This window comes from Acidovorax sp. sif0632 (genome assembly GCF_019218805.1).
In the GTDB taxonomy this organism is placed as follows: domain Bacteria; phylum Pseudomonadota; class Gammaproteobacteria; order Burkholderiales; family Burkholderiaceae_C; genus Acidovorax; species Acidovorax facilis.
In genome coordinates this window covers 166,915-193,906 of sequence record NZ_JAHUWW010000007.1, presented here as the reverse complement: position 1 = coordinate 193,906, position 26,992 = coordinate 166,915, and the positions used below count along the sequence as shown (strand labels likewise).

The window sequence follows — 26,992 nt, the reverse complement described above, 5'->3', positions numbered from 1 at the left end:
CGCCTGCGCTATGGTTCAGAGATCAGGGGCAGTTGGCAGGGAGGGAACCCTCCCCGGCCTTGCGCGGCCGTCAGTCGGCGGGGCGCATTTTCTTGACTTCGTCGTTCGAGGGCTGGACTTTGCTGCCATCCACATAGCGGTAGTCCACCATCACACCCTTGCCGCCTTCGTTCTTGGTGCGGCCCACATAGCCGCCCATCGTGGACTGGTTGTCCTCGGGGCGGTAGGTGATGCGGCCAAACGGCGTGGGCACCTGCAAGCCCTTGAAAGCTGCCACGAGTTTTTCAGTGTCGGTGGAGCCGGCCTTCTTCATGCCTTCGGCCAGCGACTTGATGGCGCTGTAGCCCACGATGGAGCCCAGGCGCGGGTAGTCATTGAACTTGGCCTGGTAGGCAGTCTGAAAGGCCTTGTGCTCAGGCGTCTGGATGCCGTACCAGGGGTAGCCGGTGACGATCCAGCCGTTCGGCGCTTCGTCCTTGAGCGGGTCCATGTATTCGGGCTCGCCCGTCAGCAGGCTGACCACTTCACGGCCCTGGAACAGGCCACGCGTGTTGCCTTCGCGCACAAACTTGGACAGGTCGGCACCGAACAGCACGTTGAAGATCGCATCCGGCTTGGCGTCGGCCAGGGCCTGCACCACGCTACCCGAATCGACCTTGCCCAACGGGGGCGCCTGCTCGGCCACAAACTCCACATCGGGCTGGGCCGCCTTGAGCAGCTGCTTGAACGTGGCCACGGCCGACTGACCATACTCGTAGTTGGGGTACACCAGCGCCCAGCGCTTTTTCTTGAGGGCCGCTGCCTCGGGCACCATCATCGACACCTGCATGTACGTGGAGGGACGCAGGCGGTAGGTATAGCGGTTGCCGTTTTGCCAGACGATCTTGTCGGTCAGTGGCTCACCGGCCAGGAAGAAGAATTTCTTTTGCTTGGCAAAGTCGGTCAGCGCCAGCCCGATGTGCGAGAGGAACGAGCCCGTGAGCACATCGACCTTTTCGCGCGACACCAGTTCTTCGGCAGCACGCACGGCGTCGCCAGGGTTGGCGTTGTCGTCGCGGATGATGAGCTGGACCTTCTTGCCCAGCACCCCACCCGATGCGTTGATCTCATCGACCGCCAGCTCCATGCCTTTCTTGTAGGGCTCCAGGAAGGCGGGTTGCGCCTTGTAGCTGTTGATCTCGCCAATCTTGATGACATCCTGGGCGTGCACCACAGGGGCCAGCGTGAATGCCAGCGCGGCTGCGGCCGTGGCACGCATGAGGTTTCGTCGCATCGTCATGGGGAAACTCCTGAAAGGTGGGTTGGGGAAGGGGAACTGGTGAGACTGCTCGGGATGGTAGTGCGCGCTCAGATCAGCGCAGTCCATCCTCGCCTTTGATTTCGGAGGCCTGAAGACCGCCAATGCGTGCCAGCGGACGGCCGCTGTCGGTCACGACGATGGCGACCACGATTTCGTTGGCGCGGGGGGCGTCGGCCACGCGGGCCTCCATGGCGTCGAAGTGGCTGCGCACATAGGCGGCATCCTTGTGGCCCAGGGGCACGTCGATGGCGGTGCCCAGGCCGCCGATCTTCTTGCTGGACGGCACCAGGGCAGCGCCTTTCTCGACCGCCACACGCAGTGGCGCCCCCAGCTTGGGGTGCAGGATGGCGGCGGCATGTTCCAGCTCGCCCGCCTCGCCCACGATGGCGGCCTTGCCGTAGCTCTGTGCCTGGCCGGGCTCAATGCCCAGGGCTGCGACGCAACGGGCACCCAGCAGTGCGCCCAACTCTTCACCGATGGCCACGAGTTCGTCGAGGTTCTCGACATAGCGGCCCGCGCAGGGGTTCTCGATGACGGCCATGGCCAGGGCCTTGCGCACAGGCGGCTGTACGTCGCGCCCCATCTCCACGCGGACTTCGTCGGTTTGAACAATGATCTTGCGGATCTTGGCGGACATGTGGGTATCTCCTTGGGTTTGGATCAGCGCAGGCCGTTCCACTGGCTGATGTCTGCGGCCTTGAGGCCTCCAACGCGTGCATGGATGCGAGCGCCGGTGGACATGGCCAGGATGAAGACGATTTCATCCGATGTGGGTGCGCCGGGCACCCGCACTTCGATGGCATCAAAGTGGCTGCGCACGTAGCTCGCGTTGATGTGGGTGAGCGGCACATCCAGCGCCGCGCCGGGGCCGCCCACCTTCTTGGTGGAAGGCACGATAGACAGTGCATTGGCGGGTTGCCCGGTCTTCTCTTCGGCCAGGCCTTTGGCGTAGGCGTTGCGGTCACCCTTCCAGCCCAGCAGCTCGCGCATGGCATAGCCACCAGGCACATGCCACAGCGCGCCGTGCTCCAGCTCGCCAGCTGCCCCCACGATGGCGCCCTTGCCGTAAGTCTCGATGCGCTCGGCGGGCACAGCCATGGCCTTGAGCAGGCGCTGGGCCATGTCCAGCCCCACGTCCTGCAGGGCATCCATCATGGGGAGGATGTCGGGTTCGTACCAGCCCGCAAACGGGTTGGTCAGCACCGCGCCGATGGCACCACGCAGCAGCGGCACCTCAGCCACCGGCCCGAATTCGTGCCGGATTTCCTCAAGATGGGTGAAAACGCGTCGTATCTGGATCATTTTGGAGACCTGTGCAATTCGTTAAGCAAATACTGAACCAACTTCCGATTTCATCACCGCTTGTGGGGGCCACACAGCACCGGCCAGGGCTTGCGGTGCTGCGGTCGCCAGAAACTGCCCCTGGCACGCCAGCAGCGCAAACCACAGCAGGCCGCTGGACTGCAATTCTTGCGCTTTTTGCAACCCCTGCTGCAAAGCCCGGCGAACCTGCTCTTCGGGCAAGTCAGGCACATCCACGGTGACAGGAATGGCACCCAGGTCACTGTCGTCCCGCACCAGCCACGCGGGCATGCGATCAATGCGCGCGTCCTGCACATTGACCGCATTGGCCACAATGGTCGCTGCCGCATCGGCCTGCGCGGCCGTGCGCGCCAGCACCGTGACGCTGTCCGCAATGCCCAGCGACTGGCTGCGCCCGCGCCACCCACTGGTGGCCACACCGCGCACCGGCATGGCGCTGTCGATGCAGATCTGCCCATCCAGCACCAAACCGTTGCGCAACTGTGCAGCATTCAGTGCGGCGATGTCAGCGTACACCCCCACCGTGACCGACTGGCCCGGCGCCAGGTGCAGCGCAATGTCGCCCCCATTGTTGACCCAGGCGCGGTCTATGCCCTGCTGGTCGTAGCACGCCAGAATTTCCTGGGCCACCGCACCCGCCACCGCAGCCATCGACGTGATGAAGCCTGCGCGGTAGGGGCTGCAGGCCGCCCACATGCGGCGCGCCACCACGCCCTGCAACGCGCAGCGATCACCCACCGGCGCCCGCAGGCCAGGGAGTTCACTCACCAGCTCCTGCAGCAGCCCTTCAAAACGTTGCCAGGCGCGCTCGTGCGCCTGGGCCACGGCGCCGCGCGCCCCTTCGGCCTGAAGGATGAGGTCCATCGGGCCATGCTGGAAGTGCCAGCGGCCGTCGGAAAGGAGTTTGCGGCAAGCGTTCACAGCGCGGCTCACTCAGCCTAGCAGGGGTGGGCGGCCCAGAGGCCACGGATTGGCCGCGGGCAAGGTCTGCCACACGCGCGCCTGCGGCGCACCGTCGTTGTGCCACGCACCGCGCTCCAGCACTTCGCGCAGGCTGCGAATTTGTTCGGTGTGCCCGCCCAGCGCTTCGTAGTCCGCGCGGCGCATGCTGAACTCGATGGGTGCCACGATGGCGGGCGTGGGCACAGTGCCAAAGCTGTTGTCCGGCATGCGCAGCACGTCGGCCATCACGGTGATACCGCCGCCCGGCCACACATAGGCGGGGGCACCGCCGCAGGTCACATTGACCAGCGCATTCTTGATGGAGCGGGTGAGCAGCACCGGGTTCTCGGTGACCCCTGCGCGCAGGCTGCCGCCCGCACCGCCGAGGAACAGCACAGACGCCAGCGAAGGCTCGCAGTTTTCGCCGATGCGCTCCACGATGCGACGCACCTCGACGGGCATCTCGGCTTCCACCGGGTTCAATTGCTCGTCCAGCACGTACCAGGATGCGTGCTCCCCCGTGGTGGAGGTCATCAAGAGGCGCAACCCCGGCCAGGCGACGGATTCGTCCCAGCCCTCGATGATGGACAGCGGATCGGCAATGTCGGTGCCACCCCAGCCGGTGCCCGGGTTGGCCACCTGAAAGTAGCGGCCCGGTGTGGACTTGCGCCCGCGCATCTGGATGCCCGAAGGCTTCATGTCCAGACAGCGACCCGCCTGGTGTTCAGTAAGCACACCGGTGATGTGGTCGTCCACCACCACCACCTCGTCGGCATGGCCGAAGAACTGGCGCGCAAAGATACCAATGGCCGCAGAGCCGCAGCCCACGCGCATGCGCTGTTCAGCCACACCGTTGACGATGGGTGCGCGCCCGGCCTGGATGACGAGCTGCGAGCCGCCGTCGATGGTGAACTCCACGGCCTGCTTGTTGCCCAGCGCCTGCATCATCTCAGCGGTGATGCGGCCCTCCTTCTTGGTGCCACCCGTGAGGTGGTGCACGCCGCCGAGCGACAGCATCTGCGAGCCGTATTCCGCCGTGGTAACGTGGCCCACCACCTCGCCCTTGCAACGCACGTTGGCCTGCTCGGAGCCGAGGAATCGATCGGTGTCGATCTTCACTTTGAAGCTGCAGTAGCTGAAGATGCCCTCAGTGACCACCGTGACCATGTCCACACCATCGGTTTTGGAGCCCACGATGAAGGGCGCTGGCTTGTAGTCGGGGTAGGTGGTGGACGAGCCCACGCCCGTCACGAACACCTCTTCAGAGAGCAGCAGATCGCCGTTCCATGCGGGTTCTGAAGCCACCTCCTCCCCTGCACCTTCTGCAGCCTCGGCGCGGCCCGCAAATGGCACCAGCATGGCCTCGCCCGCTTTCAGCGTCTTGCGCAGCAGCACCACCGGGTCCAGCCGCACCAGCACGCCCGCCTGGTTGGCGTAACGGTCGCAAGCGCCTGCGCGGCCTTCGGAAATCTGGCACAGCACCGGGCACGCATTGCACTCGACCTTGGCAGCGTTCATGCGCTCGTTGCGGGGCCGGGCGCGCTCGAGCACCTGCGGCAGATCCGGCGCATCCATGCCCGGCAGCCCATCGGTCTTGGTGTGTTCAGTCATCGTGGCAACCCATTCATTGCTTTGTTGCAAGTGCTTGTATGCGCTTTGCATTTTGTGTAGCATTCACTTAACTTAAATGTTGTGAACACTACATTTGATGTCAATGTAGCGGAATCAACCAGACTCTGCAATGGTGTTTTCGCACCCCCAAAAACGGTGCACGAGGAGCCCCAAAATGACGCACGTTGTGACGGACGCATGCATTCGGTGCAAGTACACCGACTGCGTCGATGTGTGCCCTGTCGATTGCTTCAAAGAAGGACCGGAATACCTGGTCATTGACCCGGACGAATGCATCGACTGCGCGGTGTGCATTCCGGAGTGCCCGGCCAACGCCATCTATGCCGAAGACGACCTGCCCGAGGGCATGGAAATCTTCCTGCAGTTCAACAAAAAGCTGGCGCCCACGCTGCCCACAATCACCAAAAGAAAAGCGGCTTTGCCAGATGCGGAACAATGGAGGGTTGTGAGCCACAAGCTTTCAGGCCTGGACATTGCGCTGTAGAGCGCTTGGGGCCCTGAATCTGAGCCAGCTTCAGCCAGATTTCTTATTTGTTTCCAACTTTTCCATCTAACGCACCATGAGCGCCTTTCTTGACGAACGCGTCCTGACGGTCCACCACTGGACGGACCGACTTTTCTCCTTCACCACCACGCGCGACACCGCGCTGCGCTTTTCCAACGGGCATTTCACGATGATTGGCCTGCGTGGCGAAAACGGCAAACCCCTGCTGCGCGCCTACAGCATCGTGAGCCCCAACTACGAAGAGCACCTGGAGTTCCTGTCCATCAAGGTGCCCGACGGCCCGCTGACCTCGCGCCTGCAGCACATCAAGGTGGGCGACACCATCGTGGTCGGCAAAAAGCCCACGGGCACCCTGCTGATCGACTACCTGCTGCCCGCCAAGCGCCTGTACATGCTGTCCACCGGCACGGGCGTGGCCCCGTTCCTGAGCCTGATCCGCGACCCCGAGACTTATGAGAAATTCGAGGAAGTCATCCTGGTGCACGGCGTGCGCGAGGTGAAGGAGCTGGCCTACCATGACTACATCACGCAGGAGCTGCCGCAGCATGAGTTCCTGGGCGAGATGGTCACCAAGCAGCTCAAGTACTACCCCACCGTGACGCGCGAGCCCTTCAAGCACCAGGGCCGTGTGACCACCGTGATCGAAAACGGCCAGCTGGCGCGCGACCTGGGCCTGCCCGCGCTCAACCCCGTGGAAGACCGCGTGATGATCTGCGGCAGCCCCGAGATGCTGCGCGACCTCAAGCACATGATGGAAGAGCGTGGCTTCAAGGAAGGCAACACCACGAAGCCTGGCGACTTCGTGATCGAACGCGCGTTCGCAGAGCAGTGATCCCCCGGCGGCCCCCGCACCGGGGGCCCGCCTCATCCACCAGGACCCGCCATGTCTGCCACCCCCACCAAGACCCGGACCGCGTCCCCCCGCGCCGCATCCGCCCGCAAGACGGGTGTGCGCGAACAGGCCGCACAGACCACGCGCGACAACATCCTGAAGGCGGCGACCAAGGTGTTCGCCCGCTACGGCTACGAAGGCGGCAGCGTGGAGAAGATCTCCAAGGCGGCCAAGTCCTTCGACCGGATGATTTACTACTACTTCGGCAGCAAAGAAGGCCTGTTCATTGAGGTGCTGGAGGAAACCTACCGGCGCATGAACGATGCGGAATCCAAACTGGACCTGGACACCGCCAAGCCGGTGGAGGCCCTGCAGGCCGTGATCCGCTTTGTGGTGGGCTACTACCGCAAGAACCCCGAGTTCATCACGCTGCTCAACACCGAGAACCTGCACAAGGGCAAGCACATCTCCAAGTCGATGCGCGCCCGCGAATACTCGTCACCCGCCATCGAGGTGATCCGCCGCGTGCTCGAAAGCGGCCAGGCGCAGGGGCTGTTTCGCAAGGACGTGTCGGCGCGCGATGTGTACCTGCTGATTGCCGCCACGGGCTACTTCTACATGTCCAACCGGCACACGCTGTCGGCCTTTCTGGGCGAAGACCTGGAGACGCCCGACGCGCTGGCGCACTGGGAATCCTTTGTCATCGACAGCGTGCTGCGCACCGTGGCGCCCGGCCCCAGCCTGCCCAAGGGCAGGGTCGCAGCGGCCTGAATCAACTAAAGATTTTTCCCTGCGGGGTGCCGCGTGGTGCCCCGCCCACCACCCCACGAGGAGAATCCATGGCAGAAGCAGCAGCAGGCGGCAAATCGGGCAAGGTCGTCATCCAGAACATCGGTCTTTTGTTGTCGGGCGACCTGGACCGGCCCATCCTCGACGCCGACACCATCGTGGTGAATGATGGCCTTATCGTGGCCGTGGGTCGCTACAAGGACTGCGACACCGACCACGCCAACACCGTGATCGACGCACGCCAGACCTGCGTGGCGCCGGGCCTGATCGACAGCCATGTGCACCCCGTGTTCGGAGACTGGACGCCGCGCCAGAACCAGATCGGCTGGATCGACTCGACCATGAACGGCGGCGTGACCACCATGGTGTCGGCCGGCGAAGTGCACCTGCCCGGCCGCCCCAAGGACATCGTGGGCCTGAAGGCCCTGGCCATCACCGCGCAACGCTCATTCGACAACTTCCGCCCCGGTGGCGTGAAGGTGATTGCAGGCGCCCCAGTCATCGAGAAAGGCATGACCGAGCAGGACTTCAAGGACCTGGCCGACGCGGGCGTGACGCTGCTGGGCGAAGTGGGCCTGGGTTCCGTCAAGGCCGGCTACGAGGCCCAGCAAATGGTGGCCTGGGCGCGCAAGCACGGCATCCAGAGCACCATCCACACGGGCGGGCCGTCCATCCCAGGCTCGGGCCTGATCGACAAGGACGTGGTGCTGGAGGCCGATGCCGACGTGATCGGCCACATCAACGGCGGCCACACTTCCCTGCCCTGGAAGCACGTGTGCGAGCTGTGTGAGAAGTCGTCCCGCGCGATCGAGCTGGTGCACAACGGCAACGAGAAGATCGCCATCCAGGCCGCGCGCGCCGCCATCGAGCTCAAGTGCCCACACCGCGTGATCCTGGGCACCGACGGCCCGGCCGGCTCGGGCGTGCAGCCCCTGGGCATGCTGCGCATGATTGCGCTGATATCGAGCTTTGCCGACATCCCCGCCGAACTGGTGTTCTGCTTTGCCACGGGCAACACGGCGCGCATCCGCAACCTGAACTGCGGCCTCATCGAGGTAGGCCGCGCGGCCGACTTCGTCTTCATGGACCGCGCCCAGCACACGGCTGGCGCCACACTGCTGGAAAGCGTGCAGCTGGGCGACATCCCGGGCATTGGCATGGTGATGATCGACGGCCTGGTGCGCTGCGGCCGCAGCCGCAACACGCCGCCTGCGACCGAGATCCCGGTGGTGCTGTAGCCCACACTCAGCCCACAAAAAAGCCCGCAATCAGCGGGCTTTCTGTTGGGGGAGTTGCGGTCGACTCAATACGTGTCCGCCACACGCACCGCGCCGGGCTGTGCACGCGGGTAAGGTTCTTCAGCGCGCATGGCGGCGCCATCGTCCACGCGGAAGCCCTTGCCCTGCAGCACGACGGGCGTGCCCACGGCGGTGGGCTGTGCGCGGGTGAAGCGGCGCACCGAGCCGTCTTCCATGCGCACCGCGATCTGGTAGACCGTCTGCGTGCGCGTGCGCTCTTCCACCTTGTGGCCCACGTAGCCGCCGCCCACGGCGCCCAGCACAGTGGCGGCCGTACGGCCCGAGCCCTTGCCCACCTGGTTGCCCACCACGGCCCCCAACACACCGCCCGCCACCGCCCCCACGCCTGTGGCCGGGGCCGCCTGCTGCACGGCTTGCACCGACTCGACGCGGCCGCAGGTGGCACACAGGGGGGCCTGTGCGGCAGTGCGCAGCGGTGGCTGCTGCTGTGGCTGGTATTGCTGCGGGGGTTGCCCGGCATAACCTTGCGAAGCTGCGGGCGGTTGATTTGCTACATTATTAGTAGCAATATTTCTATTGCCAACAGGCGCTGGTGCCGGTTTTTGTTGCAAATTCTCAGCTCTTGGCGCTCCTGGCGCAGGCTGCGCCGTCATGGCCAAGGGTTGCGCGTCGGCGGCGGCGGACTTGCCCGCGTTCTGCACCACCAGGGTCGTGCCCAGCGCTACCACACTCACGCCCAGCACGCCGATAGCGACCCACAGCCACTTGAGAGAAGGGCTGGCCCCGCCGCCAAAGGCGCCAGCCTGCGCCACAGGAACGGCGGAAGTGTTGGTGGAAGGCGAAACGATAAGACTCATGATTTTTCTCCGAAAGATCCAGAAAGCTCTGGATGAATGGCCGCCAGCGTAACCAGCCAGCCCGGAAATCCGGGCGTAGCGTCTGTAAAGGACGTAAGAACCTGTTTAAGAACCAGCCTATTGCGGCACATGCAGACGCCCCCGCGCTGCCGGTAGCGCACCCAGCTCCTGAAAAGCCCGGGCGCAGCTGGCTGAAAACAGCAGCACCGCCGATGAGAAATAGATCCACATCAGCAGCACCACCAGCGACCCCGCTGCGCCATAGGCCGACACCACCGCCGCCGTGGCCAGGTACCAGGCCAGCAGCTGCTTGCCCACCGTGAACAGCGTTGCGCCCACCACGGCCCCAGCCATGATGCAGCGCGGCGGCGGCTTGGCCCCGGCGCCAATGCGCATGAGGCCCACAAACAGTGCCACGGCAAATCCAAAGGCCACCACTTCATTGACCAGCTGCATGGCCGGTGCCAGCGGCGCCAGCGCCAAGCGCGAGCCCGCCCAGCCCGCCAACAGGTGGATCAGCGTGGACAGCGCCAGCGACACCAGCAGCAAGAAACCCAGCGCCAGCACATAGGCCAGCCCCCGCAGGCGCAGCGACGCCATGCGCCACCAGGCGGCCCGCTGCGGCAGGGGGCCTTCGCCGCGCCACAGGTGCTCCAGCGCCGACTGCAACTCGACAAACACCCCGGTGGCGCCTGAGACCAGCACCACAAACCCCACCAGCGACGCCAGCCGCCCCTCGGCCGGGGCCTGCGCACTGGCCATCGCCTGCCGCACCACGTCGGCCACCTGCTGCCCCATCACAGCCTGCACCTGTGCGATGAGATTGCTTTCCAGATAGCTGCGGTCCATCCACCAGCCCAGCACCCCCACCAGCAACAGCAACAGGGGCGCCAGGCTGAGCATGCCGTAGAACGACATGGCGGCGCTCATGCGCAGCCCGTCGGCGTCCAGCCAGAGCGTGGTGGCGCGCCAGAAAGGCTGGAGCAGGGTCCACACGGGTTTGACAAGGCGCAGTGCGCGGCGCTTCAGGGAGGGTGCTGCCATATCCGGCTAGCCTATGGCGGCAGCCCCCGCGCGTCCACCCGCGTTTCGCTGCAATTGCGGTAGGCCCGATCCCACATCGATCCCATAGCCCCCTGCAACAGTGGCCCTGCCTGTTGCCCAGGTGACCCGCCAACCCCCACGCGCGCGGATATTCTCAGGGCCGACACCCATCCACCCGGAGACACCGCCCCATGCACCCCCACGCCTTTGCCCACCTGCGCGCCGCACTCCAGACCCACGTCGACCAGGGTCTGCTGCCCGGCGCAGTGGCCCTGGTGCACCACCAAGGGCGCACGGTGCTGCACGAAGCCGTGGGCGCCCAGCGGCCCGGGGCAGGCGCGCCCGCCATGGCGCCCGACACCGTATTCCGCATCTATTCCATGACCAAACCCATCGCCTCGCTGGCGGCGCTGATGCTCATGGAAGAAGGCCGCCTGCTGCTGTCGCACCCTGTCTCGCACTACCTGCCGGCGTTTGCGGGCCAGCGGGTGTACGACGAAGCCACCGGCACCACCGCCCCCGTGCAGCGCGAAGCCACGGTGCACGACCTGCTGCGCCACACCGCCGGGCTGAGCTATGCGTGGGAGGCCGGCACGGTGCCCGACCAATACCGGGCGGCCCGCGTCGGTTCGCGGCGCCACAGCAATGCCGAGCTGGTGGCCGCGCTCGGCCCGCTGCCGCTGGTGCACCAGCCTGGCAGCTGCTGGGAATACAGCCGCGCCACCGATGTGCTGGGTGCGGTACTGGAGGTGGTCGAAGGCGAGAGCCTGGGCACCCTTCTGAAACGCCGTATTCTGGAACCCTTGGGCATGCACGACACCGGGTTTTCGGTACTGCCCCACCGCTTGGCCGACCTGGCCGAGCCGTTCGCGCGCGACCCGCAGACCGGGGCCGAGGTGGCGTTGATCGATGTCTCGGCCCCGCCCGCGTTTGAATCCGCTGGCGGCGGGCTGGTGTCCACCGCCAGCGACTACGCACGCTTTTTGCAGCTGATGCTGGGCCGGGGCACCGTACAAGGCCCGGACGGCCACACCATTCGCCTGGCCAGCCGCGCCACCGTCGGTTTCATGACCGCCGACCACCTGGGCAGTATCCCCACAGCGGGCGACATCCTGCCCGCAGGCTACGGCTTTGGCCTGGGCGTGGCCGTGCGCAAGGCCACCGGCCTGGCATCCAGCCCCGGTTCGGCAGGCACCTACAGCTGGAGCGGACTGGGCGGCACCTTCTTTTTGGTAGACCCCGCCGAAGACCTGTTCGCCATCCTGCTCACCCAGGCGCCGGGCCAACTGCGCACCCTGTGCGAGCTGTATCCGGCGCTGGTCTACGCTGCACTGTGAGAGAGAGGCCTCCCTGAGCGGCTTCGCCGCTTCCCACTGCTCTCGCCCTGCGCGCGGGCGGGCGGGGGGACGATGCCCTCGCAGCAGGGCGGCCCTTGCTCGGCGTCCACTGGCTTGGGCCGCGCCAGTCGCAACGGCTGCTGGTGGCGCCCTGCGCCGAAGGCCCGCGGGCGCCCGCGCGCTTACACTCGGCGTCCAGTCTCGGGAAACATGCAGCAGGCCCAGCGCCCCACTCGCAGGCCCGTCAACCAGATCCTTTTTCCTATCTATGCAGATCCGCTGCGCACTGGTCGGCATGCCCGGCTCCGGCAAATCCACCATCGGCCGCCAGCTGGCCCACCGGGCGGGGGTGCCCTTCATCGACCTGGACCACCGGCTGGAACAGACCATCGGCACCACCATCCGCAGCTTCTTCGAGGCCGAGGGCGAAGCCCGCTTTCGCGACCTGGAGTCGCAGGCCCTGGCCGACGTGGCCGGGCAAGCTGGTGGCATGGTCCTGTCCACCGGCGGCGGCGCCGTGCTGCGCCCCGAAAATCGAGAAACCCTGCGCCAGTTTGGCAACGTGCTGTACCTGCGCGCCTCGCCCGAAGAAATCTACCGGCGCGTCAAACACGACCGGACCCGCCCCCTGCTGCAAGGCGGCAACCCCATGGACAAGCTGCGCGACCTGTACGCCCAGCGCGATGGCCTGTACCGCGAAACCGCCCACTACGTCATCGAAACCGGCCGCCCCACTGTGCACACGCTGGTCAACATGATCATGATGCAGCTGGAGATGGCGGCGGGGGCACAGGGGGAGCAAGTGCCGCACGGCGCGTCAGATGCCCCAACCTTTTCGGGCGCGCCGCACGACGACCGCGTTTGAATCATTTGCTATTAAATAGATAGCACTTTGCGCTTTACCGGCAAGCGCTAGCCGCCATTTTCATGCCCCCTGCAGCAGCGAGCAGCTCCCTCTACCGCGCCTGCAACTGCCCCTCAAACACACAGGCAGCGCCCCGATAGGCACCGCAACCCGTCTCGGACACCCAGGCCCGGCGCCCGTCGGCATCCACCCGCACCTGGACCTCGCAAGCGGCAGCGTCGGGTTCGGGCCGGTAGGGCTTGAGCACCAAGGTGCCTCGTTGCCACTGCCCCAGGCTGTCCAGACCGCCGCTGCACTGCCGCGATCCAACTGTGAGCGCTGCCGCCACCACGCCGCGTTCAGCATCCAACACGATGAGTCGTAACTGCAACTGCCCCACCAAGGCCGGGCCTTCCCACTGCGCCGCCAGGCGGCTGGCTGGCAAGGTCGAACTGGCGGCAAGAGCAGGCGCCTGGGCCTGGGCCCAGCAGACGGGCTGGGCCAGTGCCAGCGCGGCCCACAGCGCTTTTGGTGCTCCGGCACACGCCACGCTGCGCGCCACGGCACCAAAACGTACAAGGGGACGAAGTCGGGCGGACAAGGAACAAGTCATGGCAGAAGTCGGGCGTTTCAACGGAAGTTGGCGGGCACTATGCGCTGCTCAATGTACTGCCACAGGTACGCCGTGTAAGCCTTGGCTGCACTGCCGTCGTGGGCGTCGATCATCGCCTGGCGCTTGTCGGCATCAGCCACGTGGTTTTTCAGCAGGCCTTCAGCGCGCGCATCGGTCAGCGTGCCTTTGAGGATTTGCGCGGCACCATTCGCCCCCTCGTGGTGGACCAGATAGATGTACTGCGCTTTCTTGTCTGCGGGCAGATCGGCAGGCACCAGAGGGGTGCCATCGTCGTTGGTGCGGGCGCTCAGTTGGGCGAAGTAACCCTTGTCCAGCTCAGCCGCAGCCACGATGGAGGTGGTGGCGTCAAAGCGCAAGTCCAGCAGCGCAGCCCGGTCAACCACCTGGTTGGCATCGTTCACCTGCCCCAGGGACTTGGCCTGTTCATTGACGTAGCTGCCCGGCTTGGTGGCCGATTCGATCCAGGTGCTTTCCAGAAATTGCGTCAAGCCCCCAGCCTTGCTGGTGGTGTTGTAGCTCTGCGGGTCCCAGGTGGCCGAGAGTTCACGGCGCAGGGCCTTCCACTCGGCGGCCCCTGCCTTGTCCAGCTTGGCTTTTGGGTCCAGCTGCGGATGCAGCTCGCCAAAAAAGCGCTGGTTGGTGGCATCGTCCAGACGCTTGCCGCGCAGCGGGCCCGCTTCTGCAGATATCACGGCCGCAATCGTGGCGCGTGGGTAGCCCGTGCGATCCGCAGCCAGGGTAATGGCGTCGCGGTAAATCTCGTTCACGCCCAGGCGCAATGGATCGGTCCGGTCGCGCTCGGCATTCCGCAACGCGGTCAAGGCATTGGGCGCAGGCACGGTGCCAGCCCCCCAGAACGGCGTGGAGTTGGCGCTTTGCGCGGTGTTGCTGCTGGCGGTGGGGTTGAGGGTGTCGGCCTGCGCCAGCATCAAGCCGGATTGCAAAGACGTCGCGGCGCTTTCGTTAGCAAAGCCCGTCTCCTGAGACAAACTGGGGTCCGTGGGTGCTGTAGCAGCGCCACTGCCGGACAGTGCCCAAGTACTGGTGTTGGTAGTGATTTGCATGGTGAAGAGCTGTCGGTATTGATCCATCCCTGGGCACGATGGGCACTGGGCCTCGGGCCATCCCTTGGGGCATCTGCCACTTGATGCAGCCATGGGGGATGAACGTGATTGAACCGGTTTTACCTTCGTATAGCTATACAGGCGATTCCTAGCTAGGAATCTCCCTAGCTGGGAAGAACACCTACCCACAGAGAGAAGAACCGCCCGGCCACACCAAGGGCTCGGGACGGAGCCCTGCGTTCGATCTAGCGGAAAGTCTGGCCAGGAGTCTTGATCGGGCAGCCCGAGCTTTCGCCCTGCCTGTCGAGGGACTGTTCAGCGGAGACGCCCTGGCTTGGACAGGGCCAGCCCGAACGGGCGGGGGGAAACGGGCGGGACAAAGGACGAGGGCAACGGGTGCGACATGTTGTCACAAGGTCCTCAAAATCAAGCCGAATCAGCCTCCAGCGCTTTATCCGTAAACGTACATTGCTACACAATTAATAGCAATTTGCATCCAACGGCATCACAGATTAGGCGCCAGCAACCGCTCCAACACCTTCTCATCCATGCCCCGGCGCTGGGCCATGTCGTGCAGCTGGTCTTCGCCGATCTTGCCGACGTTGAAGTACACGGCATCAGGGTGGCCGATGTAGAAGCCGCTCACGCTGGCGGCGGGCATCATGGCCAGGCTTTCGGTGAGCGACATGCCGATCTCGCCAGCCTGCAGCACGCGGAACAGGTCGGTCTTGGCGCTGTGGTCCGGACAGGCGGGGTAGCCGGGCGCGGGGCGGATGCCCTGGTACTTCTCGGCAATCATGTCGTCGTTGCTCAGCGCTTCACCGGCAGCGTAGCCCCACAGGTCGGTGCGCACGCGGTGGTGCAGGGCTTCGGCAAAGGCTTCGGCCAAGCGGTCGGCCAGGCTCTTGAACATGATGGCGGAGTAGTCGTCCAGCGCGTCGATGAAAGCCTTTTCTTTCTTCTCGATGCCCAGGCCCGCCGTCACGGCAAACATACCGGCGTAGTCGGCAATGCCGCTTTCCTTGGGCGCTACAAAGTCGGCCAGGCAGCGGCTGGGGCGGGTCACGCCGTCGATGGTGTGTTTCTCGGCCTGCTGGCGCAGGCCGTACCAAGTCATGGCCACTTCGGTGCGGGTGTCGTCGGTATAGAACTCGATGTCGTCATCGTTCACGCTGTTGGCGGGCAGCAGGGCCATCACGCCGCTGGCCGTGAGCCACCGGCCTTCGATGATCTTCTTGAGCATGGCCTGCCCATCGGCAAACACACGCGTGGCTTCCACGCCCACGATCTCGTCGGTGAGGATGGCGGGGTACGGGCCGGCCAGGTCCCAGGTCTGGAAGAACGGGCCCCAGTCGATGTACTTGGCCAGCTCGCCCAGGTCGAAGTTCTTGAACACGCGGCGGCCCAGCGCGCGCGGCACGGTGGGCTGGTAGGCAGCCCAATCAACCGGCGTCTTGTTGGCGCGGATCTTGGCCAGGGGCCACAGGGGCGTGGCCTTTTTGTTGGCGTGCTGGGTGCGGACCTTGTCGTAGTCCGCGTTGAGCTCGTCCACGTAGTTCTGCACGCCGTCGCCCAGCAGGCTCTGCGCCACGCTCACGCTGCGCGAGGCGTCGGGCACATAGACCACGGGACCTTCGTAGTGCGGCGCGATCTTGACGGCAGTGTGTACGCGGCTGGTGGTGGCGCCGCCGATCAGCAGCGGGATCTTCTTGATGCGGAAGTGCTCGTCCTTCTGCATCTCGCCCGCCACGTACTGCATTTCTTCGAGGCTGGGGGTGATCAGGCCCGACAGGCCCACGATGTCGGCCCCCTCCACCTTGGCGCGCGCCAAAATCTCGTGGCAGGGCACCATCACGCCCATGTTCACCACCTCGAAGTTATTGCACTGAAGCACCACGGTGACGATGTTCTTGCCGATGTCGTGCACGTCGCCCTTCACGGTGGCGATGACGATCTTGCCCTTGCTGCGCACGTCGCGCCCGGCCAGTTCGTCCTGGCGCTTTTCTTCCTCGATGTAGGGGATGAGATGGGCCACGGCCTGCTTCATCACGCGTGCGCTTTTCACCACCTGGGGCAAAAACATCTTGCCCGCACCAAACAGATCGCCCACCACGTTCATGCCGTCCATGAGCGGGCCTTCGATCACGTGCAGCGGGCGGCCGCCCTTGGCCAGGATCTCGCGGTAGGCCTCTTCGGTGTCTTCGGTGATGAAGTCGGTGATGCCATGCACCAGCGCGTGCGACAGGCGTTCGCCCACGGTCTTGGGGTGCTCGGGCGTTCCGCGCCATTCGAGCTTCTTGCTTTCGTCCTTGGCGCCGCTCTTGGCGGTTTCGGCGATCTCGACCAGGCGCTCACCAGCATCCGGGCGGCGGTTGAGCACCACGTCTTCCACGCGCTCGCGCAGCACGGGCTCCAGGTCGTCGTACACGCCCACCATGCCCGCGTTGACGATGCCCATGTCCATGCCGGCCTTGATGGCGTGGTACAGAAACACGGTGTGGATGGCCTCGCGCACCGGGTCGTTGCCACGGAAACTGAACGACACGTTCGATACCCCACCCGACACCTTGGCGCCGGGCAGGTTCTGCTTGATCCAGCGCGTGGCCTCGATGAAATCGACGGCGTAGTTGTTGTGCTCTTCAATGCCGGTGGCCACGGCAAAGATGTTGGGGTCGAAGATGATGTCCTCGGGCGGGAAGCCCACTTCATCGACCAGGATGCGGTAGGCGCGTTCGCAGATTTCGATCTTGCGCTCGTAGGTGTCGGCCTGACCTTTTTCGTCAAACGCCATGACCACGGCAGCGGCGCCGTAGCGGCGCACCAGGCGCGCCTCGTGCTTGAACTTGTCCACGCCCTCCTTCATGGAGATGGAGTTGACGATGCCCTTGCCCTGCACGCAGCGCAGACCGGCCTCGATCACCTCCCACTTGGAGCTGTCCACCATGATGGGCACGCGGGCGATGTCGGGCTCGGACGCGATGAGCTGCAGAAAACGCACCATGGCGGCCTTGCTGTCGAGCATGGCCTCGTCCATGTTGATGTCGATGACCTGGGCGCCGTTCTCCACCTGCTGGCGCGCCACGGCCAGGGCTTCTTCGTACTGGCCGTTCAAAATCATGCGCGCGAACGCCTTGGAGCCGGTGACGTTGGTGCGCTCGCCGATGTTGACGAACAAGGTGCCCTCGCCAATGGAGACGGGCTCCAGGCCGGACAGCTTCATGGGGGGCAGGGATACAGCAGACATAGGACTCACTCACCTGTGCAGGGGCAGCAAAAAAACAGGTGAGCGTCGTTGCGGTGTACGGCGGGGTGCGCGGGGCCCAAGCCTGACGAATCGCCATGCACCAAACCGGGCATGGCAAGTCGCTGCAACGCTCCTTGGGCCGAAGAGCGATTGTAAGTTGCCCGCCCGGGATCAGCGCACTGGGCGGCGGCCCCGGAATGCGGCCAGCAGCATCAAGCCCGCCATCAGCCACAAAGCCCACTCGGACAACGACGGAATCGCGCTCGCGGCCACTGCCGTGATGGTGTCGGTATCGGTGGCGCTGTTGTTGCCCGGGTTGGGGTCGGTTACACCGCCCGGGGCCGCGACCGTCGCGGTGTTGACCAGCGTCCCTGTGGCCGACGCGCTCACCGTGGCGGTGACGGTGTAGGTCACCGATCCACCCGCGGGCAGGTTGACGACATCGTTGATGCTGCCGCTGCCCGCCGCCGTGCAGGTGCCGCCACCCGCGCCCACGCAGGTCCAGGTGCCGGTGAGTGATGCGGGGAACGTATCTGCCACCGTCGCGCCAGGGGCGTTGGACGGGCCTGCGTTGCTGGCGATGATGGTGTAGGTCACCGAGCCGCCAGCGTTGGCCATGGTCACGCCATCGGTCTTGGTGATGGTCAGGTCGGCTTGCGATGCGATGGTGTCGGAATCCGTGGCGCTGTTGTTGCCCGGATTGGGGTCGGTCACCCCGCCCGGCGCTGTCACCGTCGCGGTGTTCACCAGCGTTCCGCTGGCCGCAGCACTCACTGTGGCGCTCACCGTATAGGTCACCGATCCCCCCGCTGGCAGATTGACCACGTCGTTGATGTTGCCGCTGCCTGCGGCGGTGCAGGTGCCGCCACCCGCACCCACGCAGGTCCAGGTGCCGGTGAGCGCTGCGGGGAAGGTATCCGCCACCGTGGCCCCCGACGCATTGGACGGCCCCGCGTTGCTGGCGGTGATGGTGTAGGTGACCGAGCCGCCAGGTATGGCCGTGGTCACGCCGTCCGTTTTGGTAATGGACAGATCGGCCTGCGGCGTGATGGTGTCGGAGTCCGTGGCGCTGTTGTCGCCCGGGACGGGATCGGTCACTCCGCCCGGCGCTGTCACCGTCGCGGTATTGGCCAGCGTCCCTGTGGCCGCTGCACTCACCGTGGCGCTGACGGTGTAGGTTACCGATCCTCCGGCGGGCAAGTTGACGGTGTCGTTGATGTTGCCGCTGCCTGCGGCGGTGCAGGTGCCGCCACCCGCGCCCACGCAGGTCCAGGTGCCGGTAAGTGATGCGGGGAAGGTGTCCGCCACCGTGGCCCCCGGCGCATTGGATGGCCCCGCGTTGCTGGCGGTGATGGTGTAGGTGACCGATCCGCCCGGCGTGGCCGTGGTCACACCATCGGTCTTGGTGATGGCCAGATCGGCCTGTGGCGTGAGCGTGTCGGAATCGGTGGCACTGTTGTTGGCGGGAACCGGGTCGTTCACGGCGGACGTCACTGTCGCGGTGTTGGTCAGCGTTCCGGTTGCAGAAGCGTTGATCGTGGCGCTCACCGTGTAGGTGACCGATCCACCCGCTGGCAGGTTGACGCTGTCGTTGATGTTGCCACTGCCTGCGGCGGTGCAGGTACCGCCGCCTGCGCCCACACAGGTCCAGGTGCCGGTGAGCACGGCGGGAAAGGTGTCCGCAACCGTGGCGCCGACGACGGGGTCCGGCCCTGCGTTGCTGGCGGTGATGGTGTAGGTCACCGACCCGCCCGGGACGGCCGTGGCCACACCATCGGTCTTCGTGATGGACAGGTCCGCATCTTGGGCATGCGCCGCGGTCGCAGCCACCATGGCCAACAAGAGCGCAGTGAGCCACAGCAAAACACGTTGGAGCATGGCGAAGTCCCGATTCGAAGTGGAGGGGTGACCAAAGTGTAACGCCACGTTTCCACCCGGAATCTTCGTGCATGGCGGCACGCGCTGACCGCGCGTCCCGCGTTTGAAGCGGTTGAATCGCTCTCAACGCACCGGCAGGAACTGCAGGAACGTGCCGCCCACAATGCCCTGCACATAGCTGATGGCGGCGCGGCGGTACTTTTCGGTGGTCAGGGCAGCCAGCAGGTCGAGGCGCGCGATGATCTTGCCAAACTCGCGCTCAAAGCTCAGGTTGCGGCCTTGGGGGCCGATCTCGTCCGCCAGCAGCAGTGGCTGGCCCTGGGCGTTGCGGCGCTGGGCCAGCAGCCACACGGCGCTTTCCACATTGCGGGCGGCGTTGTAGAGGTGCTGGGCATCCATGCCGTCGAGCAAGAAGAATTCGATCTTTCCGCCATGGGCCGTGATGATCATGTCGGCCGTGGCATGGATGAAGGCTGCCACGCGGTCCCCGTTGAACTCCGGCGCGAACGCGAAGCCCATCGCGGCAATGTCGCGCCGCCCCTGCAGTGGTGCCCAGGGCTGGCGCTGCAGGATGGCTGTGCGCACCTGCTCCGCGGCGTGCTCGCGGCTGGTGGCGCTGGTTTTGCGCCATTCGGCGGGGTTGCGGCGGTAGAGCTTGTCCATGAGGCGGAACAAGCCCTCCAGGTTCTCGTGCATGGCCAGCGTGGCCACGCGGTTCATGTCGGACTGGGCCAGCTCGGCGGGCGTTGTGGCGGCCCCCTTGACCTCGCCGCGTGGCGTGGGCGCATTCGCCGCGCAGCCTGCGAGCACGGTGCACAGCAGTGCACACGATGACATCCACAGGAGAGAAAGGAACGGCCCACGCATGGGGGCCGATTATCGGGTGCAGTGTGGGCGGCTCGCAGCCGGTTAACACTGTTTGAAGATCTCAGGCCACGGCCCTGAATCCCGTTGCCTCAGCAGCGGTCTGCGCTGTCGAGGTTGGGGATACCCTTGATCGGGCACTCCTCGGTGCCCACCATGGGCCGCGTGATGGCCTCCACGGCCTTGCGCGTGCCTTCGGGGTCAGTCACCCAGCGGGTGTAAAAGTCATACGGGCAGGCGGCCACACCCTGGTCTCCACCGCCGGAGTTGATCAGCCCGGTGTAGCCCCGGTGCAGCAGCTTGAAGAGGTGGTTCTCGGACTGCCCGTTCTTGCGGAAGTCGCGGATCAGGCTCTTCGACAACGCGGCGTACTGCACGCCGTATTCCTCCTCGCCGCATTCACCGAGCGTTCGGCCATCAAAGCCAATCAGGGCGCTGTGACCGAAGTAGCTGTATACGCCGTCAAACCCGGCGGCATTGGCCACGGCCACATACGTGTTGTTGGCAAAGGCCATGGCCTTGCTCATCAGAATCTGCTGCTCCTTGGCGGGGTACATGTAGCCCTGGCACCGCACGATCAACTCGGCACCCTTCATGGCGCAGTCGCGCCAGATCTCGGGGTAGTTGCCGTCGTCGCAGATGATGAGGCTGATCTTCAGGCCCTTGGGGCCTTCGCTGACGTAGGTGGTGTCCCCGGGGTACCAGCCTTCGATGGGGGTCCAGGGCATGATCTTGCGGTACTTCTGCACGATCTCGCCCTGGTCGTTCATGAGGATCAGGGTGTTGTACGGCACCTTGTGCGGGTGCTCCTCATGGCGCTCGCCGGTGAGCGAGAAGACGCCCCACACCTTGGCCTTGCGGCAGGCGGCGGCGAAGATTTCGGTCTCTTCACCCGGTACGGTGGCCGCCGTGTCCATCATCTCCTGGGCGTCGTACATGATGCCGTGGGTGCTGTACTCCGGAAAGATCACCAGGTCCATGCCGGGCAGGCCGGTCTTCATGCCCACCAGCATGTCTGCGATCTTGCGCGCGTTGTCCAGCACCTCGGCCTTGGTATGCAGGCGCGGCATCTTGTAGTTGACCACCGCCACGCCGACGGTGTCCTTGCTGCTTGAAATATCGCCGTGAATCATGGTGAAGCATCCCTATCAATGAGAAATCATCCAGGGCCGTTTGCTCGGAAACGCCTTGGCACCGCTGGTCGCCGTCACCGTGGCCTTGCGGCTTTGCGATGACGAACAGCAGCCACAGCCTGCAGGGTGTTTGAGGCGGGCGTAGTCGCCCGAGCGCTGCGGCTCGTGCCGCGCTCGCTCGTTGGTGGCGATGGCGCTGCGCGCGGACGCGCTCATGAGCGCCAGGCGCGGTGCGGTGGCAAACACGCGCGGCGATGCTGCGCCGCAGTCTGGGCAGGCAGCGGGTTCGTTGCGGTCGGCCAGCAGGCGGAAGGCATCAAACCCGCCACACTGGGCACAGGCGTAGTCGTAGGTGGGCATGGCGGGTCCTTCTGCAGCAATGGTGTTTGACTGTCAGACCAGGTCGGGCGACAGCGGCATGGCCACCGAGCCATCCAGGTGCTTGATCGGCCCCGCCGCACTCGGGTTGATGTCAAAGTCAAAGATCTGCGTGGGCAGCCACAGCGTGGCGCAGGCGTTGGGCACATCCACCACGCCGCTGATGTGGCCCTGCACCGGGGCTGTGCCCAGGATGGAATACGCCTGCGCGCCCGAATAGCCAAACTTCTTGAGGTACTCGATGGCGTTCAGGCAGGCCTGGCGGTAGGCCACGTTCACGTCCAGGTAGTACTGCTTGCCACTCTCATCCACGCTGATGCCCTCGAAGATCAGGTAGTCGTTGTAGGTGGGCGTGATGGGGCTGGGCTTGAAGATGGGGTTCTTGATGCCGTACTTGGCCATCCCGCCCTTGATGAGCGTGACCTTCATGTGCACCCAGCCCGCCATCTCGATGGCGCCGCAAAAGGTGATCTCGCCGTCGCCCTGGCTGAAGTGCAGGTCGCCCACCGACAGGCCGGCGCCGTCTACATACACCGGGAAGAACACCTTGGCGCCGCGCGACAAATCCTTGATGTCGCAGTTGCCACCATGCTCGCGCGGGGGCACCGTGCGGGCGCCTTCGACAGCCGCTTTGGCCTTGGCATCGCCCGTGAGGCGGCCCATGTGGGCCGTGCCCGCCGAGGGTGGGTTGGCCAGTCCGGCCGTGGGGTCTGAGTCGATGAGCGTCTGCTCGCGCGCATTCCACTGCTCCAGCATCTTGCGGTCGGGCAGGCAGCCAATCAGGCCGGGGTGGATGAGCCCAGCGTACTTCACGCCCGGCACATGGCGCGAGCTGGTGAACATGCCATGAAAGTCCCAGATGGACTTTTGCGCCTGCGGGAAATGCTCGGTCAAAAAACCGCCGCCGTTGTTCTTGCTGAAAAAGCCGTTGAAACCCCACAGGCTGTCCTGCTTGGCACCAATGTCCAGCAGGTCCACCACCAGCAGGTCGCCCGGCTCGGCGCCCTTCACGCCCACGGGGCCGCTGAGGTAGTGCACCGTGGTCAGGTCGATGTCGCGCACATCATCGGCGCTGTCGTTGTTCTTGATGAAGCCGCCCGTCCAGTCAAACGTCTCCAGCACGAACTCATCGCCAGGATTGACCCAGCAGGCCATGGGGATGTCTGGGTGCCAGCGGTTGTGGATGTTCTCGTTCTCGGTGGGCGACTTGCTCAGATCGACCTTGATCAGGGTTTCAGCCATGGCGTGCTCCTTGGAAGGGGTGGGTGATGAAAGGGGTTGAAGGCAGGACGTTGCGCTGACGCAGCTGCGAACTTCGTCAAACAGACAGATAGGCTTTGATGCGCTGCTGGTCGGTGTCGGCGCGGGCGGTCTCGTGCACCAGGCGGCCGCCTTCGATGACGAACAGTCGGTCGGCCACGTCCATGGCGAACGAGAGCACCTGCTCGCTCACCACGATGGTGATCTGGCGCAGCTTGCGAATCTCGTTGAGCGCCTTGGCGATGTCCTTGATGATGGAAGGCTGGATGCCCTCGGTGGGCTCGTCGAGCAGCAGCACCTTGGGGTCGGTGACGAGCGCTCGCGCAATGGCCAGTTGCTGCTGCTGCCCGCCCGAGAGGTTGCCTCCCTTGCGCCGACGCATGTCCCACAGCACGGGAAACAGTGCGTAGATATCTTCGGGAATCTGTCGCGTCTTGGAGTTTTCCAGCCCGGTCTCGATGTTCTCTTCGACCGTGAGGGTCGGGAAGATCATGCGGCCTTGCGGCACATAGGCGATGCCCTTGGCCACGCGGCGAAAGCTCTCGTCCTTCGTCACGTCCTGGCCTGCCACGGTGATCTGGCCGCTCTTGACGGGCATCACGCCCATGAGGCTTTTGAACAGCGTGGTTTTGCCCATGCCATTGCGGCCCATGATGGCCACGGTCTCGTTGGCACGGCCGTCAAACGAGATGCCGTGCAGCGCCTCGCTCTGGCCGTAGGCCACAAACAGATCTTTGACTTCCAGCATGCGATGCTCCTGTGAAGGAATGGGTTGCTCAGTGGCCCAGGTACACGTCGATGACCTTGGGGTCCGCCTGCACCTTCTCCATGGGGCCTTCGGCCAGGATCTTTCCCTGATGCATCACCGTGACCTTGTGGGCAATGCGCTTGACGAACTCCATGTCGTGCTCAATGACGATCACCGCGCGGTTCTTGCAGATGCGCTGCAGCAGCTCGGCCGTCAGTTCACGCTCGCGCGCGCTCATGCCGGCAATCGGCTCGTCCAGCATCAGCAGCTCGGGCTCCTGCATCAGCAGCATGCCAATCTCCAGCCACTGTTTTTGCCCGTGGCTCAGCAAGCCAGCCTCGGTATCGAGCTTGTCGCCCAGGCCAATGTCTTCGGCCACCACCTGCACACGCGCCTTGACCTCATCGGTGCACTTGAACGCCAGCGCGCCCAGCACCGAGCGGCCTGCGGGGTAAGACACCTCCAGGTTCTGGAAGACCGACAGGTTCTCGTAGATGGAGGGCGTCTGGAACTTGCGCCCGATGCCCAGCCGCACACGCTTGTGCTCGGCCATGCGGGTGAGTTCTTCGTTCTTGAACTTGATGCTGCCGCCCGTGGCGCGGGTCTTGCCGCAGATGAGGTCCAGCAGCGTGGTCTTGCCCGCACCGTTGGGGCCGATGATCACGCGCAGCTCGTTCTTGTCGATGTACAGCGTGAGGTCGTCGATGGCCTTGAAGCCGTCGAACGAAACGGTCAGGTCTTCAATGGCCAGCGCGAAGTCGGTGTTGCTCATGAGGAGTGCTCCGGTGGGTTCAGACGCCCTGGCGGCTCACGCCGTCAGGCAGCGTGGCGGCGGGTGCTGGCGACGCTGCCGCAGCGGTGCTTGCATCCACAGGCAGGCGCGCTGCGGGTGGTCGGCCTTGCTCCGATGCCTGGCGCAGCGCTTCGCGGCGGCCCTTCCACCAGGGCACCACATGGCTCTCCCACAGGCCCGCCAGGCCCATGGGGAAGGCCATGGTCACGCCGATGAAAAGCCCGGCCATGAGGAACAGCCACAGCTCGGGAAAGCTCTCCGAGAAATACGTCTTGCCCGCGTTCACCAGCAAGGTGCCATACACGGCACCCACCAGGCTCATGCGCCCGCCCACGGCGGCGTAGATCACCATCTCGATGGACGGCACGATGCCCACAAAACTGGGCGACATGAAGCCCACCTGCAGCGAGAACATGGCGCCCCCGATGCCCGACAGCGCGGCGGCCAGGCAGAAGGTGAAGACCTTGAAATTGGCCACGTCGTAGCCCGAAAAGCGCACGCGGTCTTCTTTGTCGCGCATGGCCAGCAGCAGCGTGCCCACCTTGCCGGTCTGTATCCAGCGGCACAGGATGATGGAGCCTATGAGCAGCGCCACGCACACGTAATACAGGATGTATTTGGCGCTGTCGGTGCGCGTGTCCCAGCCCCACAGGGTCTTCAGATCCGTCATACCGTTCACGCCACCGGTGTAGCCCTGCTGGCCGATGATGAGCACCGTCAGAATCAGTGCCACGGCCTGCGTGATGATGGCAAAGTACACACCGCCCACACGGCGCTTGAACATCGCAAAGCTGATGATCCAGGCCAGCAGCGTGGGCACGACGATCACGGCCGCCAGCGCAAACGGCAGGCTCTTGAACGGAATCCAGAAGCTGGGCAGCTCGGTGATCTGGTTCCAGTCCATGAAGTCGGGGATGCCGGGCGTGGACTGGATCTTGGTGCTGATGGGGTCTGACGCTTCGAGCTTGAGGAACATGGCCATGGCATAGCCCCCCAGGCCAAAAAACACGCCCTGCCCAAGGCTGAGCACGCCGCCGTAGCCCCACACCATCACGAGGCCGATAGCGACGAACGCATAGGTGAGGTACTTGCCCACCAGGTTCAGCCGAAAGATGTCGAGTGCCAGCGGCAGCACCACGGCCAGCAGCACGGTGAGCAGTACCAGGCTGGCGAGCTGGTAGCGCAGGATCCAGGCTTTGAGGGCGTTCATGCGGAGACTCCGGTTTTGAGAGGTATGAGGGCGTGCAGGAACCGTAGCGAGCGGGCCGAGGTCGGGTTGAGGACCGGAGCCGTACACCCGTACGGCGAGGACCGCAGGCGCGAGATCGGTTCGCGCAGTAGGTTCATGCATGCCCTCATCGGCGCACCTTGGAGGCGAACAAGCCCTGTGGCCGCACCATCAGGATCAGCACGATCAGCGACAGCGTGATCATCTTGGCCATGGAGCCCGCCATGAAGAACTCGGTGATCGACTGCGTTTGCGCAATCCCGAAGGCCGACACCACGGTGCCCAGAAGGCTGGCCGCGCCGCCAAAGGTCACCACCAGGAAGGCGTCCACGATGTAGAGCGAGCCCGATGTGGGGCCGGTGGAGCCGATGGTGGTAAACGCCGCGCCCGCCACGCCGGCAATGCCGCAGCCAATGGCAAAGGTCAGGCGATCGGTCTTCTGGGTGTCGATGCCAATGGCGTTGGCCATGATGCGGTTGCTCACCGTGGCGCGCACCCGCAGGCCCCAGCGGCTTCTGTGCAGGGCCAGCAGCACGCCCCCCGTGACCACGGCAGTCAACGCCAGCACAAACAGGCCATTGATCGGGATGTCCAGCCCCTCGGCGGGCGCCCACGAACCCAGCAGCCAGTCGGGCAAGGTCGGGCTGACCTCCTTGGGGCCGATGAAAGTGCGAAAGCATTGCTGCAGGGCCAGGCTGATGCCCCAGGTGGCCAGCAGCGTGTCCAGCGGGCGCTTGTACAGGTGGCGGATCAGCCCCCATTCCACCAGCCAGCCCGCTACAAACGCAAACCCAAACGCCGCCACGATGGCCAGCGGAAAGTAATACGGAATCATTTGCGGCGCATGGTTGGCCGCGAGGGTGGAGCCCAGGTAGATCGTATAGGCGCCAATGGTCATGAACTCGCCATGGGCCATGTTGATCACGCCCATCTGCCCAAAGATGATGGCCAGGCCCAGCCCCATGAGCAGCAGCACGGCAAACAGACTCAGGCCCGCAAAGCCCTGCATCAGGCCGATGTTCATCATTTCGGAAAAGGTCATGTTGCAGCTCCTGCGTGGGCAGCGTTGGAAAACGAACAGCGGTGCCATGGGGCGGCCTCTTG

The 26,992-nt window shown here is 64.9% G+C and carries 25 protein-coding genes and 1 riboswitch; of the genes, 6 read left to right on the top strand and 19 right to left on the bottom strand.

The window, feature by feature from the left end; all coding sequences use genetic code 11:
- Positions 1-70 precede the first annotated feature (70 nt).
- From KW832_RS20735 to KW832_RS20715, 5 genes are all read right to left on the bottom strand, one after another.
- Complete coding sequence (locus KW832_RS20735) at positions 71-1,279, bottom strand: ABC transporter substrate-binding protein (protein WP_055398805.1); 1,209 nt, start codon at positions 1,277-1,279, stop codon at positions 71-73.
- 73 nt (positions 1,280-1,352) lie between these two features.
- Positions 1,353-1,937 carry an amino acid synthesis family protein gene (locus KW832_RS20730; RefSeq protein WP_121421903.1) on the bottom strand — a complete coding sequence of 195 codons (585 nt, stop codon included), beginning with the start codon at positions 1,935-1,937 and terminating at the stop codon, positions 1,353-1,355.
- Between the two features lie 23 nt (positions 1,938-1,960).
- Positions 1,961-2,602, bottom strand: a complete 642-nt coding sequence (locus tag KW832_RS20725) for an amino acid synthesis family protein (RefSeq protein WP_218301289.1) — start codon at positions 2,600-2,602, stop codon at positions 1,961-1,963.
- Between the two features lie 21 nt (positions 2,603-2,623).
- The gene (locus KW832_RS20720) at positions 2,624-3,544 is read right to left on the bottom strand and encodes a UPF0280 family protein (RefSeq protein ID WP_218301290.1); all 921 of its coding nucleotides are present in this window, start codon (positions 3,542-3,544) and stop codon (positions 2,624-2,626) included.
- A gap of 12 nt (positions 3,545-3,556) precedes the next feature.
- A complete protein-coding gene (locus KW832_RS20715; RefSeq protein ID WP_218301291.1) occupies positions 3,557-5,176 on the bottom strand; it encodes a 6-hydroxynicotinate reductase in 1,620 nt (539 codons plus the stop codon).
- A gap of 175 nt (positions 5,177-5,351) precedes the next feature.
- Here KW832_RS20715 and fdxA point away from each other — a divergent pair, with 175 nt between their 5' ends.
- The 4 genes from fdxA (at position 5,352) to KW832_RS20695 (ending at position 8,561) form a co-directional block, all read left to right on the top strand.
- On the top strand, positions 5,352-5,681 hold the full coding sequence (fdxA, locus tag KW832_RS20710) for a ferredoxin FdxA (protein WP_218301292.1): 330 nt from the start codon (positions 5,352-5,354) through the stop codon (positions 5,679-5,681).
- A gap of 76 nt (positions 5,682-5,757) precedes the next feature.
- Complete coding sequence (locus KW832_RS20705; RefSeq protein WP_055398734.1) at positions 5,758-6,534, top strand: ferredoxin--NADP reductase; 777 nt, start codon at positions 5,758-5,760, stop codon at positions 6,532-6,534.
- A 51-nt stretch (positions 6,535-6,585) separates the two neighbouring features.
- Positions 6,586-7,305: a TetR/AcrR family transcriptional regulator gene (locus tag KW832_RS20700; RefSeq protein ID WP_218301293.1), complete on the top strand. Its 720-nt coding sequence runs from the start codon at positions 6,586-6,588 to the stop codon at positions 7,303-7,305.
- 68 nt (positions 7,306-7,373) lie between these two features.
- Positions 7,374-8,561 (top strand): amidohydrolase family protein, encoded by a 1,188-nt coding sequence (locus tag KW832_RS20695; RefSeq protein ID WP_056643274.1) that lies wholly within the window; start codon positions 7,374-7,376, stop codon positions 8,559-8,561.
- Between the two features lie 65 nt (positions 8,562-8,626).
- On the opposite strand, the gene KW832_RS20690 is transcribed toward KW832_RS20695, so the two are convergent.
- Entirely contained in the window at positions 8,627-9,439 is an 813-nt protein-coding gene (locus tag KW832_RS20690) for a glycine zipper 2TM domain-containing protein (RefSeq protein WP_255577876.1), read from the bottom strand.
- A 117-nt stretch (positions 9,440-9,556) separates the two neighbouring features.
- Positions 9,557-10,483, bottom strand: coding sequence for a YihY/virulence factor BrkB family protein (locus KW832_RS20685; RefSeq protein WP_121507908.1), 927 nt, complete (start codon positions 10,481-10,483; stop codon positions 9,557-9,559).
- A 191-nt stretch (positions 10,484-10,674) separates the two neighbouring features.
- Here KW832_RS20685 and KW832_RS20680 point away from each other — a divergent pair, with 191 nt between their 5' ends.
- On the top strand, positions 10,675-11,820 hold the full coding sequence (locus KW832_RS20680; protein WP_218301294.1) for a serine hydrolase: 1,146 nt from the start codon (positions 10,675-10,677) through the stop codon (positions 11,818-11,820).
- Positions 11,821-12,088: 268 nt separating this feature from the next.
- On the top strand, positions 12,089-12,685 hold the full coding sequence (locus tag KW832_RS20675) for a shikimate kinase (RefSeq protein WP_055398746.1): 597 nt from the start codon (positions 12,089-12,091) through the stop codon (positions 12,683-12,685).
- Positions 12,686-12,776: 91 nt separating this feature from the next.
- Here KW832_RS20675 and KW832_RS20670 read toward each other — a convergent pair whose 3' ends face one another.
- The 12 genes from KW832_RS20670 to urtB all read right to left on the bottom strand — a co-directional run bounded on the left by KW832_RS20670 (position 12,777) and on the right by urtB (position 26,930).
- Positions 12,777-13,277 (bottom strand): hypothetical protein, encoded by a 501-nt coding sequence (locus KW832_RS20670; RefSeq protein ID WP_218301295.1) that lies wholly within the window; start codon positions 13,275-13,277, stop codon positions 12,777-12,779.
- 17 nt (positions 13,278-13,294) lie between these two features.
- Entirely contained in the window at positions 13,295-14,362 is a 1,068-nt protein-coding gene (locus KW832_RS20665) for a hypothetical protein (RefSeq protein ID WP_218301296.1), read from the bottom strand.
- Between the two features lie 505 nt (positions 14,363-14,867).
- Complete coding sequence (metH, locus tag KW832_RS20660; protein WP_218301297.1) at positions 14,868-17,606, bottom strand: methionine synthase; 2,739 nt, start codon at positions 17,604-17,606, stop codon at positions 14,868-14,870.
- Between the two features lie 33 nt (positions 17,607-17,639).
- Positions 17,640-17,748, bottom strand: a riboswitch (S-adenosyl-L-homocysteine riboswitch).
- 29 nt (positions 17,749-17,777) lie between these two features.
- A complete protein-coding gene (locus KW832_RS20655) occupies positions 17,778-19,484 on the bottom strand; it encodes an IPTL-CTERM sorting domain-containing protein (protein WP_218301298.1) in 1,707 nt (568 codons plus the stop codon).
- A gap of 123 nt (positions 19,485-19,607) precedes the next feature.
- The gene (locus tag KW832_RS20650; RefSeq protein WP_218301299.1) at positions 19,608-20,351 is read right to left on the bottom strand and encodes a hypothetical protein; all 744 of its coding nucleotides are present in this window, start codon (positions 20,349-20,351) and stop codon (positions 19,608-19,610) included.
- Between the two features lie 89 nt (positions 20,352-20,440).
- Positions 20,441-21,481: an aliphatic amidase gene (locus tag KW832_RS20645; protein ID WP_218301300.1), complete on the bottom strand. Its 1,041-nt coding sequence runs from the start codon at positions 21,479-21,481 to the stop codon at positions 20,441-20,443.
- Positions 21,482-21,496: 15 nt separating this feature from the next.
- Positions 21,497-21,841: a zinc ribbon domain-containing protein gene (locus tag KW832_RS20640; RefSeq protein ID WP_218301301.1), complete on the bottom strand. Its 345-nt coding sequence runs from the start codon at positions 21,839-21,841 to the stop codon at positions 21,497-21,499.
- A gap of 33 nt (positions 21,842-21,874) precedes the next feature.
- Positions 21,875-23,101, bottom strand: coding sequence for a formamidase (gene fmdA / locus KW832_RS20635; RefSeq protein ID WP_218301302.1), 1,227 nt, complete (start codon positions 23,099-23,101; stop codon positions 21,875-21,877).
- A 76-nt stretch (positions 23,102-23,177) separates the two neighbouring features.
- Positions 23,178-23,867, bottom strand: coding sequence for an urea ABC transporter ATP-binding subunit UrtE (gene urtE / locus KW832_RS20630; protein WP_057228091.1), 690 nt, complete (start codon positions 23,865-23,867; stop codon positions 23,178-23,180).
- Positions 23,868-23,895: 28 nt separating this feature from the next.
- Positions 23,896-24,639 carry an urea ABC transporter ATP-binding protein UrtD gene (gene urtD, locus KW832_RS20625; RefSeq protein ID WP_121507918.1) on the bottom strand — a complete coding sequence of 248 codons (744 nt, stop codon included), beginning with the start codon at positions 24,637-24,639 and terminating at the stop codon, positions 23,896-23,898.
- 19 nt (positions 24,640-24,658) lie between these two features.
- Complete coding sequence (urtC, locus tag KW832_RS20620) at positions 24,659-25,870, bottom strand: urea ABC transporter permease subunit UrtC (protein WP_218301303.1); 1,212 nt, start codon at positions 25,868-25,870, stop codon at positions 24,659-24,661.
- A gap of 145 nt (positions 25,871-26,015) precedes the next feature.
- Positions 26,016-26,930 (bottom strand): urea ABC transporter permease subunit UrtB, encoded by a 915-nt coding sequence (gene urtB / locus KW832_RS20615; RefSeq protein ID WP_218301304.1) that lies wholly within the window; start codon positions 26,928-26,930, stop codon positions 26,016-26,018.
- Positions 26,931-26,992: the final 62 nt, after the last annotated feature.